The sequence below is a fragment of the Ahrensia kielensis DSM 5890 genome, assembly GCF_000374465.1.
GTDB lineage: Bacteria > Pseudomonadota > Alphaproteobacteria > Rhizobiales > Rhizobiaceae > Ahrensia > Ahrensia kielensis.
On record NZ_KB894532.1, the window covers coordinates 95,465 to 113,263 of the forward strand.

Below are 17,799 nucleotides of genomic sequence, written 5' to 3' on the forward strand. Positions count from 1 at the left end.
GCAAAGCCTGCACAACTAATCTTATTAAAGGATGTCCGATCATGGGCTTTAAATGCGGCATCGTTGGATTGCCAAATGTTGGTAAATCCACACTCTTCAATGCACTGACAAAAACAGCAGCAGCGCAAGCGGCAAACTACCCCTTCTGTACGATTGAACCGAACACCGGTGAAGTCGCTGTACCAGACGCACGCTTGTTCGATATTGCCAAAATCGCATCATCAAAAGAGATCGTGCCAACACGCATCAACTTTGTTGATATTGCAGGTTTGGTGCGCGGCGCATCAAAGGGCGAAGGCTTGGGCAACCAGTTCCTCGCCAACATTCGCGAAGTCGATGCCATTGTTCATGTGCTGCGTTGTTTTGAAGATGATGACATCACCCATGTCGAAGGTAAAATCGATCCGGTTTCTGACGCAGAAACCGTAGAAACAGAGCTTATGCTCTCAGACCTTGAAAGCCTTGAGCGCCGCATCACTCAAATGCGCAAACGCGCAACAGGCGATGACAAAGAAGCTAAATTGCTGCTTCCAATGATGGAAGATGCACTCAAGCTTTTGCAGGATTCAAAACCTGTACGCCTATTGCTCGATGGTATTTCTGCAGAAGATTTGAAAATTCTCAACACGCTGAACCTGCTAACGTCAAAACCTGTTTTGTATGTTTGCAATGTTGCCGAAGAACACACAGCCAATGGCAATGAGCACAGCGCTGCCGTCGATAAAATGGCAGCTGAACAAGGCGCGCGCAGCGTTCTTATTTCTGCAGCCATTGAAGCTGAAATCGCGCAGCTGGATGATGAAGAAGCGAAAGAATATATGGATGCGATGGGACTTGAAGAGCCAGGGCTCGACCGTCTTATCCGTGAAGGCTACAAGCTGCTTAGCTTGATTACATTCTTCACTGTCGGCCCGAAAGAGGCACGTGCGTGGACAGTAAAAGAAGGTTCTAAAGCACCGCAAGCAGCGGGCGAAATTCACACTGACTTTGAAAAAGGCTTTATCCGCGCGCAAACGATCGCATTTGATGATTATGTATCACTTGGCGGTGAAACAGCAGCCAAAGAAGCCGGTAAAGCGCGCGACGAAGGCAAAGAATATGTCGTGCATGACGGCGATGTGATGCTGTTTAAGTTCAACGTTTAATAGTCGGGACTAATCCCTATTCGCTATCTTTAAGAACGCGCCGCGCAGCTGAAAAATAGTTGCGGCGCGTTAAAACGCCAATCACAAATAAGGTGGAGCCAAAAAGCATCCACGGATTGATGAACCAGCCGAGATAAGCCAGTGCGAAAAAGATGCCGCGCAACCCTGCTGTAAAATGGCGGCTGGCAATAATGTTCATTTCAGCAGCTTCGAGGGCTGCTTTTTTTCTAACCTCAAGCGGCGCTCTATCGACCATCGGAACGCTGCCGATTAAAATCGAACAATAGTTAAAAAGCCTGTGCGACCAACCGAATTTGAAGAATGAATAAACAAAAATAAATGTCAGCCCAAAGACTTTTAGCTCGAACAGTTCTCTTGGGATTTCGGTTTCCACTGGTAGGTCGCGGTATATTTCCAAAACCTGATCCGTTGCGCCTAAAAGCGCAAAGCAGCCACCTATTGCCAAGATACTGGCCGACCCAAAATAAGCCGCGCCATTTTGCAAGCTCTGCATAATCTGCGTATCAATCATCCGCAAATCGCGGGACGCCATTTCCAGCATCCATTCACGCCGCCGCCGTGCCATAAGCATCGACAAGGAGTGATTGCGCAGGAATGAATAATCATTCACAACTTCAAATAAAAACCAAGCGGCGGCAAAAAAGCCAAACGCAATCCAATCCATTTGTGATACCGAAAACATCATGAATATTTATTGGCAGATTTTTTCGCCGCTGCACAGATGCAATACCCGTTTGGGGGGAATTAAACTGCCATGATGACACAGACCCACACTTTAGTGGCCGCATGCCTGTTTGCACGTCCTGAGCGCCCAGCTCGCCAGAACCTTGCCATATTGATCGGCAGCTTTTTGCCTGATGCGGCCATCTACATATTGTTCATCTGGTCGAAATTCGCACAAATTCCAGAAAACCTACTTTGGCGCGATCTTTACTTCTCCGAACCAATGCTGACTTTCACAGCCATTGGAAACTCATTCCCGCTTTACTTTGTGATCTTGCTGATTGCCATTATGTGGGCAAAGCGAAGCACAACAGAAGAAGATTACGGAAAACTTGCGCTGAGCAGCACATTAGGGCTGCTTGCTTTGGCTGCAATGACGCATCTGGCCGGTGATCTGCCTGTCCACGCAAAAGACGCCCATCCACATTTCTGGCCATTGACCGGCTGGCGTTTCCATTCACCGGTCAGCTATTGGGATAAAAATCATTATGGCGGCATATTTTCTCTGATAGAGGCAGCACTAGGCGTGGTTCTCTCCATCATCATTTTCCGCCGCTTCAAACAGCTGTGGGTGCGGCTTTTAGCACTGCTGGCACTGTTTACCTATGTTGCAGTACCTGCATATTTTCAAATGATGATGGGATAAATCATGAAGACCTTAATGGCCTTCATACTCAATCAATGTACGCACCGGAACGCCAAGCGCTTCGATTTTCTTGCGCCCGCCAAGATCCGGTAAATCAATAACGAAACAAGCAGCCACAACATCGGCGCCCATCTGTTGCAAGAGCTTCGTAGCAGCTTCAGCAGTACCACCAGTGGCAATTAGATCATCAACTAAAATGACTTTCTGGCCCGGCTTAACCGCATCACGGTGCATCTCCATCTCGTCCACGCCATATTCAAGGCTATAGGCGATCTGCACCTTGTCATAAGGCAGCTTGCCCTTCTTGCGGATAGGAATGAAGCCAGCAGATAATTGGTGCGCCATTGCGCCGCCAAGAATAAAGCCACGTGCTTCAATGCCCGCAATCTGGTCCATCTTTGTGCCGACATAAGGATAGACAAGCGCATCGACAGCTAAGCGAAAGGCTTTGGCATCGCCCAACAGCGTTGTGATATCACGAAACATGATACCCGGTTTTGGATAGTCGGGAATATCGCGAATAGAGGCTTTAAGTGCTTTATTCAAATCCATAATAATTCCACTTATTTCCTGTTGTTGGGCTTAAACCAAGGACAAAGAAAAGGGCGCCGCAGCGCCCTCGTCATACAATTTATAAGAGCTTAGTGCTCTAGCTTTGCATAGATCTGCTTCTTTGTAAGATACAGGAACACAGCAAAGATAAGAAGGAAGATAATCACTTTGAAACCAAGTGATTTACGCTCTTCTAGCTTTGGCTCTGCAGCCCACATCATGAAGGCAGAAACGTCTCTAGCCATCTGATCGACAGTTGCTGGCGTACCATCATCATAAGAAACAATGTCCTCTGATAGAGGTGCTGCCATCGCAAGCGATGCGCCACCAATATAGTACGGGTTGTAGTGAGTACCTTCAGCAACATGTGCGCCTTCTGGTGCTTCGCCATCTTCAGGGTAACCGGTCAACAATGAGTAGATGTAATCCGGACCGTTTTCCGCATATTGCGTAAAGACGTCAAAAACGAATGTCGGGAAGCCGCGCTCAACCGCACGTGCTTTAGCCAAAAGCGAAAAGTCTGGTGGGTAAGCACCGCCATTGGCCGCCACAGATGCTTCGCGGTTTGGATAAGGTCCAGTGAAATGATCCGCACCAGTGCCTGGACGTGTGAACATTTCGCCGTCAGCATTTGGCCCATCAGTGATGTCATATTCTGCAGCGATTGCTTTGATCTGACCTTCTGAATAACCCAAATCTTCCAATGAGCGGAATGCAACACGGTTCATTGAATGACATGCCGCACAAACTTCACGGTATACTTTGAAACCCCGTTGAAGCTGACCTTTATCATAAGTTCCGAAAGGACCAGCAAATGACCAATCCTGTTCGCGTGGCTTGTTCAACGGATATTCGCTGGCAGCAAAGGCACCGGTCGCAGCAACAGACAGGCCGAGCGTTGCGGCAACAACGATAGCACTGATTTTTGCAAACATAGTTTTCATATTTCTATTCCAGTTTCTCTTTGCTTCAGGCTTTGTTGTCAGTTGATGCAGCAGCATCTTGCGCTGCGCCACCGCTTCGCTTGGACGACTTTGCAAGCACAGCTTCTGTAATTGAATTTGGCACACGGCGCGGTGTTTCAATAAGACCGAGCAGCGGCAAAATCACAATGAAGAAACCAAAATAGTAAAGCGTCGAAAGCTGAGCCAAGAAAGTGTAAACACCTTCCGCAGGTTTCGCTCCAAGCCATCCCAAGAAGATCGCATTGACCACGAAAAGCCAGAAGAACACTTTGTACCAAGGGCGGTACACAGCAGAACGTACTTTTGATGTATCAAGCCAAGGCATCACGAACAGAACCGCGATAGAACCAAACATCGCCAAAACGCCGAGAAGCTTGGATGTTAACGGTCCAATATCAAACGTAATCGCACGCAAGATCGCGTAGAACGGCAAGAAGTACCATTCAGGAACAATATGCGACGGTGTTACAAGCGGGTTCGCTTCAATGTAATTATCCGCATGGCCAAGGAAGTTTGGCATGTAGAAAACGAAGTAAGCAAAGAACAAGAAGAACACGATCAAAGCGAACGCATCTTTGATTGTTGCAAATGGTGTAAACGGAACCGTGTCTGTTTTAGACTTGATCTCAACACCAGTTGGGTTTGTCTGGCCTGTTACATGAAGTGCCCAAACGTGGAGAACCACAACACCAGCAATCATAAATGGCAACAAATAGTGCAATGAGAAGAAACGGTTAAGCGTTGGATTATCAACCGCAAAGCCACCCAAAAGAAGCTGCTGAATTGGCTCACCAACAACTGGGAAGGCTGTAAAGAAGCCTGTGATCACAGTCGCGCCCCAGAAAGACATCTGTCCCCAAGGAAGAACGTAGCCCATAAACGCAGTCGCCATCATCAAGAGGAAGATGATACAGCCCAAAATCCAGAGCAATTCGCGTGGCTCTTTATATGAGCCGTAATACATGCCGCGGAAAATGTGCAGGAACACAGCAGCAAAGAAAAACGATGCGCCATTGGCATGCATATAACGCAAAAGCCAACCATTGTTCACATCACGCATGATGTGCTCAACAGATGTAAAAGCGCCAACAGTTGAACCATTATAGTGCATTGCAAGCACAACGCCGGTCAAAATCTGCAGAACCAACATAATCGAAAGCATGCCACCAAATGTATAGGCATAGTTCAAATTGCGTGGAACGGGATAGGCAACGAATGAATCATACATAAGACGCGGCAAAGGCAAGCGCGCGTCCATCCATTTTCCAAGGCCCGTTGTAGGCTGGTAAGTACCATGATGTTCTAAAGTGCTCATGTGCTCTTGCTCCTACGCCTGGTCTGTGCCGATCACGAGGTTTGTAGCGCTCGTGAAGACATATGGTGGAAGTGGAAGGTTTGTGGCAGCCGGTCCACGTAGGATACGGCCAGTCATATCAAACACTGAACCGTGGCAAGGGCAGTTCCAGCCCTCTGGTTTTGTGTCGATAACTTTAGGAACGCAGCCAAGGTGAGTACAGTTTGCTGAAACGATAACCCAGTCTTTAACTTCTTCGCCGCCAAGACGTGTTTCGATTGGCGCAAATTCCTTCATGTCGCCTTCGCCAAGCTCGCTGGCTGAAGCAATTTCGTCTTCGGTAAGACGACGAACGAAGTAAGGTTTTCCGCGCCATGTCACTGTGATGGCCTGACCAGGTTCAACAGCTTCAAGGTTAACATCAATTGGTTGACCGGCAGCCAATACGGCAGCATCTGGTCTCATCTGGTCAATAAATGGCCAAGCAACTGAAGCTGCACCAATTACACCCAACATGCCTGTCGCAACATAGATAAAGTCGCGCCGTGTTGGCAGTTCTTCGTTTTCGGTTGTCGTCGTGTCACTCACGTCAGACGTCCTTTCCTGCAAAAAATTTCGCTGACCTCCGCAAGACACACTTGTGGCGGGTCAATTTGTGGCTTCATTATGGCTAAATCGGGCGATTGTCCAGAGGCCACAACCATATGATGGCACTATGTCGCGGTAGAAATTAGCACTATTAACAAGGTTTAGCCTGCTGTTTCTTCAACAGCAATAAAACCACCTGACTGACGCGCCCAAAGACGGGCATAAAGCCCCTGCTTTTCCTGTAAAAGCGCATCATGCGTGCCCATTTGCACAATTTGCCCGCCATCCAGCACGATAAGTCGGTCCATTTGAGAAATAGTGGATAGCCTGTGTGCAATTGCCAGAACAGTTTTGTCCTGCATCAACGTGCCTAAATTTTCTTGGATTGCTGCCTCAATTTCAGAATCTAGCGCAGAGGTCGCCTCATCCAAGATCAAAACCGGCGCATCTTTAAGCATCACGCGTGCAATGGCGATTCGCTGGCGCTGACCGCCCGAAAGCTTGATACCGCGCTCACCCACATGGGCATTGAAGCCCTTGCGCCCGCGTGGGTCACGGGCATCAAGAATAAAGTCATAGGCTTTAGCGCGCTGCGCTGCTTCTTCTATTTGCGCGCGCGATGCGCCGTCATGGCCATAGGCAATATTATCGGCAAGCGAGCGGTGCAGCAGCGCAGGGTCTTGGCTCACAACACCAAACTGCGCGCGCAAGCTTGCCTGCGTAACGTCTTGAATATCGTGCTCATCAATCAGCACGCGCCCCGTTTCTGGTTCGAACAAGCGCAGCAAAAGCGAAATGAGCGTCGATTTACCCGCACCGGACGGACCAACAATTCCAACTTTTTCGCCAGCCTTAATATCAAGATCAAGCGTGCGGAACAATGTCGTGTCAGACTTATCATAGTTGAACGTTACATTTTCAAACCGGATACGCCCCTTAACAGGCGACAAAACCAGTGCGTTCGGCTTATCGGAAATTTTCGGATCAACTGAAATTGTCTCAACCGCATCCTGAACGGTAGAATAAGCGCGGATAAGCCCGTTAATGTTGAACATCATCCAGCCCGACATCTGGTTCAACCTAAAGACCAAACCCATCGTTGCCGCAATCGCACCTGTCGTAATGGTGCCGTTCATCCAACCCATCACAGCAATTACGCCCACCGCGCTCATCATAATACCGTTAAGTGTTGCCACAGACATACGAACCAGAGTGATCACACGCGTCATATGGGTGACAGACCCCATATAATTACCAATCGCGGTCTTCACATCGGAATGTTCGCGGTCGCCCGTATCAAACAATTTAACGGTCAAAATATTGGTGAATATATCGACCAAGCGGCCATTTAAAACGGCGCTCTCATTGGCGTTGTTTTTACCAGCAGCACGCAAGCGCGGCAGCAAATAGCGTACAATCATCACATAGCCAACGAACCAAACAGCAACGACAACACCCATCCACGCATCAAGCGCTGCCAACACACCTGCCGTCAAAACAATGAAAGTCATAAATGACCAAAGGCTTTGCAGCGAGGTGACGATAAAATCGCCAACCGATTGCCCTGCTTGCAATATTTTGGTCGCAATACGCCCTGCAAAATCATCTTGATAAAATGCATAGGGCTGCTGAATAACACGACGGAATGATTGCCAGCGCACCATTGTATAAAAGCGCGGCACGATCACTTGCTGCTCGACAACCGCCGCAGCGATCATCACGGCCGCCCGCACTACCAAAATTAAGAACAGCATAAATGCCAGTTCAATCCCGTGATCGATTAGTAATGTAGCAGGTGTGGCAGAATCCAAAACATCAATAAGATAACCAACGCCCCAATATAAGGAGGCTTCAACAGCGCCCATCAATGCGCCAACAACAAGCATAAGGATAAACGGGCCTTTTGCTTGCGCTGCAAAATAGCCAATAAACCCCCATGCGGTTTTGGGCAGAACTTTACGGTCTGTATCTTCAAATGGTTCGATGAAACGCTCGAAACGGTTCCAAAACGGATGGTCCGCATTATGAAATTTAGGGTCCGGTTCGGTTCTCATATGGCGGGTCAAATCATAGCCTTGTCATAATCTAAAGCCCGCCCCGAGAAATCGGGACAGGTATTTCTAACGAGGATTATTCTGCTTCGACATCCTCGTCTAGCCCAAGATCGTCTAACCCAAGAAAGCCGCCAGACTGACGCGCCCAAAGCTGTGAATACAAACCGTTCGACGTTGAAAGCTGCTCATGAGAGCCTTCTTCAATCACCGCACCTTGATCAAGCACCACAAGTCGATCAAGGCTTGCAATCGTTGAAAGACGGTGCGCAATTGCAATCACGGTCTTGCCTTCCATGAGAGCATTTAAGCTCTCTTGAATGGCTGATTCCACTTCTGAATCGAGCGCTGATGTCGCTTCATCCAACACCAATATAGGCGCGTTTTTAACAAACACACGGGCAATCGCAATACGCTGGCGCTGACCACCAGATAGCTTTACCCCGCGTTCGCCCACATGTGCGTCATAGCCAGTGCGCCCCTGTAGGTCGACAAGATCCAGAATATAGTCATGCGCATTGGCACGTTTTGCAGCCTGAATAATGTCTTCTTCGCTCGCATCAGGACGGCCATAGGCAATGTTATCGCGGATAGAACGGTGCAGCAGCGATGTATCCTGCGTCACCACACCAATCTGTTCACGCAGGCTTTCCTGACTAACATCAGCAATGTTCTGGTCATCAATGCGCACTTCACCGCCTTCAATATCGTAAAGGCGCAGCAACACATTCATTAGTGTTGATTTGCCAGCGCCCGAGCGCCCAACAAGACCAATTTTTTCGCCCGGCGCAACAGAAAGGCTAAGTTCCTCAATAACGCCACCATCCTTGCCGTAGTTGAACTTGATCTTGTCAAAATCAATCGCACCACCTGTTACCGTCAAAGCTTTAGCGTTCGCTTTGTCATTAACAACAACAGGCTTTGACAGCATTTTCATGCCATCTTCTGCCATGCCAATATTTTCAAACAGGCCAGCAAGTTCCCACATGAACCAATGCGACAAGCCTTCAAGACGCATAACAAGACCAACGCCAACAGCAATCGTGCCAACGGTGGCATTGCCTGCCTGCCAAGAAAGCAGCCCCACAGCGCCAACAGAAAAAAGCAAGAAAGCGTTGGCAATATCCAGACTCATATTGAGCTTGGAGGCCAAACGCATTTGTGGATGGACCGTATTCAAAAACTCGTTCATTGACGCTTTAGCGTAATCTTGCTCACCACTACTATGAGCAAACAATTTCACTGTGAGTATGTTTGTGTAGCTGTCTACAATCCGGCCTGTCATTGTAGACCGTGCATTGGATTGCAGTTCGGATATATGCCGCATTTTTGGCAGGAAATAAGCTAATAGAGCGATATAAAAACAAACCCACCCGATAAATGGCAGCATCAACGCCATGTCCAAACTACCGACAAGAATGAGCGCGCCACCGAAATAAACAACAACATAGACGAACACGTCAATTATTTTGGCCACCGTTTCACGCACACCAAGCGCCGTTTGCATAACTTTTGTTGCCACACGCCCTGCAAACTCATCTTGATAAAAACCATAGCTTTGGCCCAGCATATAACGGTGCGCCCGCCAACGTATCCGCATCGGAAAGTTGCCGAAAATTGTCTGGTGCAAAAGCATGATGTTAAGCGCACCAAGCGCTGGCAAGAATACGATAACAACAGCGCCCATCCAGAAAAGCGACCAAAACTCGTCTTGGAAAAAAGTCTCGCGATTAGCCGTAGCAAGCCAATCAACAACCTCGCCCAAAAAGCCAAATATGACGACCTGCAACACCGCAATGAGCGACGTCAAAATTGAAATAAGGATCAACCACCGCCAGATTCCTTGCGTATAATGCAGGCAAAATGCCAGCAAGCGATCTGGCGGTTGCTGAGGTGTATCTTGCGGGAAAGGGTCGACCCGTTTTTCGAACCAATTAAATAGAATATTCATTGTGGCACCTTAATAATACATGCATGGTCGAAAAGGCGAAGGCACAAGGCCTCTTTCCACTATTTCGAAATGACGTTGTCTTTCTAACAAGCATAAATCCGGCTCAGCTGAGCGCTTCTGCATATCAGCCTGTATGCGCTGCCGAACTTCTGGCTCAGGGATTGAATAATAAATACTGACACCAAGCGCGGTAAGCAACGCCAATAAAGCTAAGAAAGTTTTGAACTGAGCAGAACAATTACTTTCCGGCAAAAAACTGAAGGAAAATAGCTTCTTCTCATTTGGAATGTGCAAAAGCACGAAATCTTGAATAGACATGACCGTAAAATCCGTTTGGAAACAAACCGGCGGTCAAACAACAAAAATTAAGTGCTAAAACCGCGTGCTAGAAGGAGACCACATGGGTGCAGACTCGGAGATCTGAACGATGTGAGGTGCCGACTGAAGTAGGCATATGTATAAGAACTGTGAACATAGAACTCTCCTTCGCGGCTCGTGTTACGGTGCGTGCCTGATACTACCTCCATTTGAAATCCTCAAGTAAAAATCGATGACAATACAATACAAATTAGAAAGTGCGACAAATGAGCAACAACAACCCATCCTGCCATATCGCATTGTACCAGCCCGACATTGCAGGCAATACCGGCACGATATTACGTCTTGCAGCGTGCATAGGCGCGGCAGTTCATATCATCGAACCGGCAGGTTTTGATCTTTCAGATCGCAATTTAAAACGTGCAGGCATGGATTATCTTGAAATGGCAAGCCTGACCCGTCACCTTGATTGGGATGCCTTTTCCCTTTGGCGAAAAGAGCAACAGATGCGATTGGTTTTACTCACCACCAAAACGGATGTCAGCTACACCGACTTCAAATTCACCAAAGATGATATCCTCTTATTTGGTCGTGAAAGCGCTGGCGTTCCAGATCATGTGCGTGACCAGTGCGATCAGCGCCTGACGATAAAAATGCGCGAAGGGGCACGTAGCTTGAACCTCGCTTTATCTGTTGCAATGGTGGCAGGCGAAGCAGTGCGCCAACAAACTTAATCATAGCGCACAACCTCAAACTCAATGCCGTTTTCATCATCAAAGTAAAACCGCTCGCCTGGCTCATAATCTGCATGATTATAGGGCTTATAGCCCATGGATTTAACTTTTTCCTCGACTGCTTTAAGGTCATCAACAACGATGCCAACATGGTTGAGATGACCAGATCGGGCCTTATTAATATCGGCAACTTGCGCGCCTTGCGCAGGCGAATAAACAGCCAAATAGCTTGTATCGCTTCCGACATGGACACTGAACCCGCCATTGGTTGCTGGCCCCTGCCATCTGATTTTCCAACCAAACAATTTGCAAAGCATTGCTGCGGTTTCACTCGCATCGGGAACCGTGAAATTAACGTGCTCTAAAGAGGCGTGAAGTGTAGGCATAATAAATCCTTTCCTTGTTCATAAATACAAACTACTTTCTCAAGTACACTTGAGATCAAGAGTTATTTTTATGAAACTTAAAAAAAGAAAATTCGTGACTTTATCGATTGGAGAAGTCGCTGAACGCACAGGTATAAAAGTATCGGCGGTACGTTTTTATGAGGACGAAGGCTTGATACAGGCCATCCGCAGCGAAGGCGGCAATAGACGGTTTATGCGATCTGAAATCCGCAAAGTGTCTTTCATCTCCATTGCCCAGCGCTTGGGCTTTACGTTAAGCGAAATTAGGGGCGAGCTTGAAAAACTACCCGATGACCGCGCACCCAATAAAAAAGACTGGGAGAAGATAAGCCGCAGTTTTCGCACCGTGTTAGATGAGCGGATCGCGATGATGGAACGCCTGCGCGATAAGCTGGATGGGTGCATTGGCTGCGGTTGTCTATCACTTCAAAAGTGCAAGCTCTATAATCAGGACGATTGGGCCGCTCACTCCGGCTTTGGGCCGCGCTGGGTTCTCGAACCGCGAAAAAGCGCGGATTAAATCGCCCGTTTCATATCGCGGTGCTGTATGCCAGCATCCATATATTCATCGGAGCACACCTCAAAACCAAGCTGCGCATAAAATCCGATTGCGCTGACCTGACTTGATAGGAAAAACACTTTACCCGCCGCATCATCGCGTTTGGCCAGATCATCCATCATGAAGCGCATCAATTGCGCGCCAAGACCAGTGCCGCGCGCAGATTTCATCACGGCAACACGCTGAAATTTGAACTTACTGGCCTTCGGCATCACCCGTGCGGTCGCAACGATCTTGCCATTTAATGCGCCCAAATAATGCAGGCACTCATCTTCAAGCCCGTCCCGCTCCAGATCAGCAGGTACATTTTGCTCGCCAATAAAAACGCTTTCGCGAATAGCCATAGACGCTGCAAAATCAGCTGCGCTTGTCGCGCGGCGGCACATAATCTTCATTTTTATCTCTATATTTAATCAGCGCTGGGCAGCCGCCGCATGGTAAACTCAACAACATCCCCGTCCAGCAGACGCCAACTTTCAACTTGTGTCCAATAGGCCGCTTTAGGGTATTCTGTGAACCATTTTCTTGCTGTTATGCGCGCAGCAGCACGGGGCTGGCGATATGTTTCACGCACGAAAGTCGATTTTTCCATTCGGGCACGGCTCTGGGCCAAATTTGCCGAAAATCGTTCTCTGGGTATCTTGGGCGGTGCCATCATATCCCCTTCACACACAACTAAACGCGATTCTTTCAAGAAAATGTTAACCATAAATCTGGTGTTTGACCAGATGAATCTCAAAGCGCAGCTTTTCGCCGCACAAGCTTGCCCTAAAGCAGACTTGGCAAATCATGCGTCGGGGTTTAGCAAGAAATCAGAATATCAGGGGATGGGTTAGATGGTTGAACGACCAACGCTGCCGGCAGGATTGCCAGCCGACATAGAAGAAAAAAAGACACTTGCTGAAAACTGGTTTCAGAGTTTGCGCGATAAAATATGCGCAGATTACGAGAAACTTGAAGACGAACTGACTGGGCCTTTTTCAGAATATGCGCCGGGCCGTTTTAAACAAGAGCCTTGGCTGCGCGATGAAGGCAAAGGCGGCGGCGGCACCATGTCGATGATGAATGGCCGTGTCTTTGAAAAAGTCGGCGTGCACACATCATCGGTTTATGGCGAATTCTCACCAGAATTTCGCAAGCAAATTCCAGGCGCAGAAGAAGACCCTACATTCTGGGCGTCTGGCATTTCCTTGATTGCACATCCGCAAAACCCAAATGTGCCAGCCGTTCATATGAACACACGCATGGTGGTAACATCCTCATGGTGGTTTGGCGGCGGGGCGGATTTAACACCGGTTCTTGACCGCAGGCGCACGCAGGAAGACCCTGACTCGGTCGCCTTTCACAAGTCCTTCGAACTGGCATGCAGCAAACATAAAGTTGCCGACTATCCGTTCTTTAAAAACTGGTGCGATGAATATTTTTATTTGCCCCACCGCGACGAGCCACGCGGCATTGGCGGCATTTTCTGCGACTGGCGTCATTCAAGCGATGAAGATGGTGGCTGGGATGCCGATTTTGCGATGATAAAAGATATCGGCCGCACCTTTGCAGTTGTTTATCCTCATCTTGTGCGCAAAAACTTCAACACGCCTTGGACAGACGCAGACCGCGAAGAGCAGCTTATTCGCCGTGGCCGCTATGTTGAGTTTAATCTCTTGCATGACCGCGGCACAATTTTCGGACTTAAAACCGGCGGCAATGTAAACAGCATCCTATCATCCATGCCACCTGCAGTTAAGTGGCCATAGATTGATATGAGTATTGCTGGCAGATACACAATGGCTGAACTGCTTGCGCAATTTCCGCGCGCTGGCACAATTGAATGGATCGGCGTGCGGCCTGTGCGGCGTCAACCTATGCGCATCTTGCAAGAAGCTGAGATCAAAGATTTTGGCTTGGTTGGCGATCACCGCACAAAAGCTGGCAAACGCGCTGTCACCCTTATTCAGGCAGAGCATTTACCGGTTATCGCAAGCCTTGTTGGACGCGGTGAAATAGACCCTGCCCTTTTGCGCCGCAATGTCGTTATTTCCGGCATCAATGTGCTTGGCCTTAAAGACCGCACATTCAAACTTGGCACCGCGACACTGCAAGGCAAAGGATTGTGCGCACCATGCAGCCGCATGGAAGATGAATTTGGCATTGGCGGCTATAACGCCATGCGCGGCCATGGCGGCATAATCGCGACCGTCATTGAAGAGGGCGCGATACGCCTTGGCGACAAATTAGAATTTATTGCATAATCAAATTTTCGCCAGCAATTCATCCCGCTTCAAACTGAAATCACTTTCCACCCAAGCGGTCTCAAGCTCTTTGAGTTTCGCGCCAAGCAATGGGCCTTTTTCAAAGCCTCGCTCCATTAAGTCTGCGCCCTTAATCGGCATGTTTGGCATAATCCACGCGCCAAGTGTTTTAGCCGCACTTGCCAATTCTTCATCACGGCGCAAGCCCGTTTGAACATGCAGGCCGTCCAGCACAGCCGTTTTAGAATGACGATAGGCAAGGCGGCGCAAAGCACGATCATCTTTTGGTAATTGCTGCGGCAGACTTGCCCAAACGCGCAATCTATCGCGTTCTGCATTGGAGAGTTTCCAACGCTTAGCAATATCGTTGACCGTATCAACGCGCGGCGGAATGATGCTCATCAAACGTATCATCGCATCGGGTTTAATTTCATGCGCCTGCTCAGCTTCCATAAGCGGCGGGATCGCATCAATGCCCCATTTTTCACTCTCTGGTAAAAGCTGGGTCAGAACCCCGACTTGCCGCATCCACAACAACGCACGCGATGGATCAGGCGCGCCAAACAGCTTGCGCATTTCATTCCATATACGTTCAGCCGAAAGGCCGCCCAAACCATCTTTCAGCCGTGCGCAGGCTTTGAGACCCTGTGCATCTGGCCGATGTTTGCCGTAATAAGCAAAGAAGCGAAAGAACCGCAAAATGCGTAAATAATCTTCTTCGATGCGCGTGCCAGCATCGCCAATAAACCGCAGCGTTTCAGTTTCAATATCAACAAGCCCGCCCACATAGTCATAGAGGTTGCCCTCGCGGTCGGCATAGATCGCATTAATTGTAAAATCACGGCGCTTGGCATCATCTTCAAAACTGGTGCCAAACGCGACAACCGCATGACGGCCATCGGTTTCAACATCTTTGCGTAGGCTGGTGATTTCAAACGCTTTGCCCGCAATGATAGCCGTCACAGTTCCGTGGTCGATACCTGTGGGTATGGCTTTAATATCGGCAGCCTGTAGCAGCGCCAATGTTTCATCCGGTGTGCTTGTTGTTGCAACATCAATGTCGCTATCCGTGCGCCCCATCAGCGCATTGCGCACAGCACCGCCAACAACACGGGCCTGCCCACCATCTTTTTCCAGCGCATCAAACAATTGAATGAGCGCCTGGTCTTTTAGCCAGTTAGCAGAGATTTTGCCTGAATTAGTCAACATAAAGCCTTTCATACATGACGCGCAGAATACCCGCCGTCACGCCCCAAATATAACGATTTTCATAGGGCATTTCATAAAAATAACGTCTCTTGCCCTGCCAATCACGGTCCGCTTTCACATGATTCTGCTCATTCATCAAAAACGAAAGTGGCACATGAAAAATAGCGGCAACTTCATCGGGATTGGGCTTTAACTGATAATCGCCAGAAACAACGGCCATAATTGGATGAATACGGTAGCCAGACCCCGAAAGATATGTCGGCAGGCGGCCAACAACTTCCAAATTATCAACGCCAATGCCGATTTCTTCTTCGCATTCGCGCATGGCCGTTTCTTCGAAAGTTCGGTCGCCTTCATCTGCGCGCCCACCGGGCAATGCGATTTGGCCCGAATGCGAACGCAGCGTGGTGGTGCGCTCAGTCAGCAATAGATGCGGCCCGTCCTGCGCATCAAAGACACCGATTAACACCGCCGCTTCGCGCACAGCATTTTCGCGGATGACCGTTTCCAAATCAGGATTGAAATGGAAATCGCCCGTTTCACCCAAATGCAAGTCGCGGCTTTGCCGCGCTGCGCGGTGGCGAAAATTCTCAATCGAAAAATCCATCACTGGCTGGCGCGCTCCAACTCTTCAGATGGCATGATTGGAAAGACTGTTCCATTGGAGCGAACAGAAAACATGGAAACACCATCAATCTCGATATGCTCGCCTATCTCAACCAGCTCATACATCACAGGCCGCCCAATGAGCGCTTCAAGCCGTCCGCGCATATGAATATAGGGCTTAAGGCCATAATTCTCATTTGCAATTTCAAAACGCAACGGGTTGTCTTTGCCTGCTTCAACAATGTCGCCGGTCAGTGTGCGAAATGTCAGCTTCTGCGCGTCGCCCTCACCGGATACATTCATCTCAACAGCCAGAAAGGGTGCATCCACCACGCGGATACCGATTTTTTCCACAGGCGTGACAAGATATGTCTTACCATCGTCATCTTTGCGCAAAACAGACGAAAATAAACGGACAAGTTCCGGCCGTCCAATAGGTGTGCCCAAATAGTACCACGAACCATCCGCGCGGATTTCCATATCCAAATCACCGCAAAATGGCGGGTTCCACTTATCAACAGGCGGCAGACCTTTACCGGCCCCCGGCGCACGCGCCAGCATGTCCTGCAAACTATTTAAGCTCATCTGTTTCGTTTCTGCCTTGGCATTGCCTTTATCTGTCATGCATACTCCTTAAAGATCGCAGAATCGTGTAGCGTTCGTTGAATAATACCTGCGTTCACGAAATAGTCAGTCGGAAACGCCTTGTCAGCAATCCGAACTGATTTACGTTGTTTAGACGTGGCCCACTTAAGGAGATAAGGCAAATGAGCGTACACACAACCGGCGAAACGGTCGATGAAGCAAAAATCGTCGCCGAGGCTGAAGCCGCGTTGAGCGATATTGCCAAAACCAAGGAAGAAATCGCCAAGGTTATTTTCGGGCAAGAACAAGTTGTCGAAAGCGCCATTACAGCGATTTTATCCGGTGGCCATGCCCTGCTTGTCGGCGTTCCGGGTTTGGCCAAAACCAAACTCGTTGAAACATTAGGCACCGTTCTTGGGCTCAATGCAGGCCGCGTGCAATTTACACCCGATCTTATGCCTGCCGATATTTTAGGTTCAGAAGTTCTGGAAGAAAGCGGCGATGGAAAACGTGCCTTCCGCTTTGTCAAAGGCCCTATTTTTACGCAGCTCCTCATGGCCGACGAAATTAACCGCGCAAGCCCGCGCACCCAGTCGGCACTCTTGCAAGCAATGCAGGAATATCATGTGACAGTTGCAGGTGCGCGCTATGATCTGCCAGCACCGTTCCATGTGCTTGCAACGCAAAACCCGTTGGAGCAAGAAGGCACCTATCCGCTGCCAGAAGCTCAGCTTGACCGCTTTTTGATGCAGATCGACATCGACTATCCAGAGCTTGAAGCTGAGCGCCAAATTCTATTGCAAACAACAGGCACCATCGCGCAGCAAGCAACAGCCGTTTTGAGCACAGAAAAGCTGCAAGCTATCCAGCTTTTGGTGCGCCGCATGCCTGTGCCTGAAAGCGTGGTCGATGCCATTTTGAAGCTGGTGCGTTCTGCACGGCCCGGCCATGGCAATGAGACAACCGACAAACATATTTCTTGGGGCCCTGGCCCGCGCGCCAGCCAGTCCTTGATGCTATGTGCCCGCGCACGTGCGCTTTACGATGGTCGTTTCGCCCCTTCAATGGATGATGTGCGTGCACTTGCAGAACCTGTATTGCAGCACCGCATGGCATTAACCTTTGCTGCACGTGCAGAAGGCATGAGCGTTCAAAGCATCATAAAAGATCTTGTTGCAAAGCTGGATTAGGAGCAGCCA

Annotated in this window: 21 protein-coding genes; 7 read left to right on the plus strand and 14 right to left on the minus strand. The window is 49.0% G+C overall.

The window, feature by feature from the left end; genetic code table 11:
• Positions 1-41 precede the first annotated feature (41 nt).
• Entirely contained in the window at positions 42-1,145 is a 1,104-nt protein-coding gene (gene ychF / locus C504_RS0114380) for a redox-regulated ATPase YchF (protein WP_018690064.1), read from the plus strand.
• Positions 1,146-1,161: 16 nt separating this feature from the next.
• Here the strand turns inward: ychF and C504_RS0114385 are convergent, their stop codons facing one another.
• The gene (locus C504_RS0114385; protein ID WP_245555222.1) at positions 1,162-1,830 is read right to left on the minus strand and encodes a DUF599 domain-containing protein; all 669 of its coding nucleotides are present in this window, start codon (positions 1,828-1,830) and stop codon (positions 1,162-1,164) included.
• Positions 1,831-1,920: 90 nt separating this feature from the next.
• Here C504_RS0114385 and C504_RS18420 point away from each other — a divergent pair, with 90 nt between their 5' ends.
• The gene (locus C504_RS18420; protein WP_018690066.1) at positions 1,921-2,535 is read left to right on the plus strand and encodes a hypothetical protein; all 615 of its coding nucleotides are present in this window, start codon (positions 1,921-1,923) and stop codon (positions 2,533-2,535) included.
• Positions 2,536-2,547: 12 nt separating this feature from the next.
• Here C504_RS18420 and C504_RS0114395 read toward each other — a convergent pair whose 3' ends face one another.
• The 7 genes from C504_RS0114395 to C504_RS0114425 all read right to left on the minus strand — a co-directional run bounded on the left by C504_RS0114395 (position 2,548) and on the right by C504_RS0114425 (position 10,254).
• The gene (locus tag C504_RS0114395; RefSeq protein WP_018690067.1) at positions 2,548-3,087 is read right to left on the minus strand and encodes an adenine phosphoribosyltransferase; all 540 of its coding nucleotides are present in this window, start codon (positions 3,085-3,087) and stop codon (positions 2,548-2,550) included.
• Positions 3,088-3,176: 89 nt separating this feature from the next.
• Positions 3,177-4,031, minus strand: a complete 855-nt coding sequence (locus C504_RS0114400; RefSeq protein WP_018690068.1) for a cytochrome c1 — start codon at positions 4,029-4,031, stop codon at positions 3,177-3,179.
• A 25-nt stretch (positions 4,032-4,056) separates the two neighbouring features.
• A complete protein-coding gene (locus C504_RS0114405) occupies positions 4,057-5,367 on the minus strand; it encodes a cytochrome b (protein ID WP_026317533.1) in 1,311 nt (436 codons plus the stop codon).
• A 12-nt stretch (positions 5,368-5,379) separates the two neighbouring features.
• Positions 5,380-5,934 (minus strand): ubiquinol-cytochrome c reductase iron-sulfur subunit, encoded by a 555-nt coding sequence (gene petA / locus C504_RS0114410; protein WP_018690070.1) that lies wholly within the window; start codon positions 5,932-5,934, stop codon positions 5,380-5,382.
• A 161-nt stretch (positions 5,935-6,095) separates the two neighbouring features.
• Positions 6,096-7,988, minus strand: a complete 1,893-nt coding sequence (locus C504_RS0114415) for an ABC transporter ATP-binding protein (protein WP_018690071.1) — start codon at positions 7,986-7,988, stop codon at positions 6,096-6,098.
• Positions 7,989-8,064: 76 nt separating this feature from the next.
• Positions 8,065-9,936 (minus strand): ABC transporter ATP-binding protein, encoded by a 1,872-nt coding sequence (locus C504_RS0114420; protein WP_018690072.1) that lies wholly within the window; start codon positions 9,934-9,936, stop codon positions 8,065-8,067.
• A gap of 9 nt (positions 9,937-9,945) precedes the next feature.
• The gene (locus C504_RS0114425) at positions 9,946-10,254 is read right to left on the minus strand and encodes a hypothetical protein (RefSeq protein ID WP_018690073.1); all 309 of its coding nucleotides are present in this window, start codon (positions 10,252-10,254) and stop codon (positions 9,946-9,948) included.
• Between the two features lie 266 nt (positions 10,255-10,520).
• Here C504_RS0114425 and C504_RS0114430 point away from each other — a divergent pair, with 266 nt between their 5' ends.
• Positions 10,521-10,988, plus strand: coding sequence for a tRNA (cytidine(34)-2'-O)-methyltransferase (locus C504_RS0114430; RefSeq protein ID WP_018690074.1), 468 nt, complete (start codon positions 10,521-10,523; stop codon positions 10,986-10,988).
• On the opposite strand, the gene C504_RS0114435 is transcribed toward C504_RS0114430, so the two are convergent.
• Positions 10,985-11,374 carry a VOC family protein gene (locus C504_RS0114435; RefSeq protein WP_018690075.1) on the minus strand — a complete coding sequence of 130 codons (390 nt, stop codon included), beginning with the start codon at positions 11,372-11,374 and terminating at the stop codon, positions 10,985-10,987. The genes C504_RS0114430 and C504_RS0114435 overlap by 4 nt on opposite strands.
• A gap of 70 nt (positions 11,375-11,444) precedes the next feature.
• Here C504_RS0114435 and soxR point away from each other — a divergent pair, with 70 nt between their 5' ends.
• Complete coding sequence (gene soxR / locus C504_RS0114440) at positions 11,445-11,915, plus strand: redox-sensitive transcriptional activator SoxR (protein ID WP_018690076.1); 471 nt, start codon at positions 11,445-11,447, stop codon at positions 11,913-11,915.
• Here the strand turns inward: soxR and C504_RS0114445 are convergent.
• Positions 11,912-12,349: a GNAT family N-acetyltransferase gene (locus C504_RS0114445; RefSeq protein ID WP_018690077.1), complete on the minus strand. Its 438-nt coding sequence runs from the start codon at positions 12,347-12,349 to the stop codon at positions 11,912-11,914. The genes soxR and C504_RS0114445 overlap by 4 nt on opposite strands.
• Before the next feature lie 14 nt (positions 12,350-12,363).
• Positions 12,364-12,546 carry a hypothetical protein gene (locus C504_RS18585; protein ID WP_245555224.1) on the minus strand — a complete coding sequence of 61 codons (183 nt, stop codon included), beginning with the start codon at positions 12,544-12,546 and terminating at the stop codon, positions 12,364-12,366.
• A 244-nt stretch (positions 12,547-12,790) separates the two neighbouring features.
• On the opposite strand from C504_RS18585, the gene hemF reads away from it, so the two are divergent.
• Both hemF and C504_RS0114460 read left to right on the plus strand, forming a co-directional pair.
• Positions 12,791-13,705 carry an oxygen-dependent coproporphyrinogen oxidase gene (gene hemF, locus C504_RS0114455; RefSeq protein ID WP_018690079.1) on the plus strand — a complete coding sequence of 305 codons (915 nt, stop codon included), beginning with the start codon at positions 12,791-12,793 and terminating at the stop codon, positions 13,703-13,705.
• Positions 13,706-13,735: 30 nt separating this feature from the next.
• On the plus strand, positions 13,736-14,200 hold the full coding sequence (locus tag C504_RS0114460) for an MOSC domain-containing protein (RefSeq protein ID WP_018690080.1): 465 nt from the start codon (positions 13,736-13,738) through the stop codon (positions 14,198-14,200).
• Here C504_RS0114460 and C504_RS0114465 read toward each other — a convergent pair whose 3' ends face one another.
• The 3 genes from C504_RS0114465 to C504_RS0114475 are packed head-to-tail and all read right to left on the minus strand — an operon-like array spanning position 14,201 to position 16,639.
• Positions 14,201-15,406 (minus strand): CCA tRNA nucleotidyltransferase, encoded by a 1,206-nt coding sequence (locus C504_RS0114465; RefSeq protein ID WP_026317535.1) that lies wholly within the window; start codon positions 15,404-15,406, stop codon positions 14,201-14,203.
• Positions 15,399-16,016 carry a CoA pyrophosphatase gene (locus C504_RS0114470; protein WP_018690082.1) on the minus strand — a complete coding sequence of 206 codons (618 nt, stop codon included), beginning with the start codon at positions 16,014-16,016 and terminating at the stop codon, positions 15,399-15,401. The genes C504_RS0114465 and C504_RS0114470 overlap by 8 nt, the downstream gene beginning before the upstream one ends.
• On the minus strand, positions 16,016-16,639 hold the full coding sequence (locus C504_RS0114475; RefSeq protein WP_018690083.1) for a DUF1285 domain-containing protein: 624 nt from the start codon (positions 16,637-16,639) through the stop codon (positions 16,016-16,018). Before C504_RS0114475 ends, C504_RS0114470 begins: the two co-directional genes overlap by 1 nt.
• Before the next feature lie 143 nt (positions 16,640-16,782).
• Here C504_RS0114475 and C504_RS0114480 point away from each other — a divergent pair, with 143 nt between their 5' ends.
• Positions 16,783-17,790, plus strand: a complete 1,008-nt coding sequence (locus C504_RS0114480; RefSeq protein WP_018690084.1) for an AAA family ATPase — start codon at positions 16,783-16,785, stop codon at positions 17,788-17,790.
• Positions 17,791-17,799 lie beyond the last annotated feature (9 nt).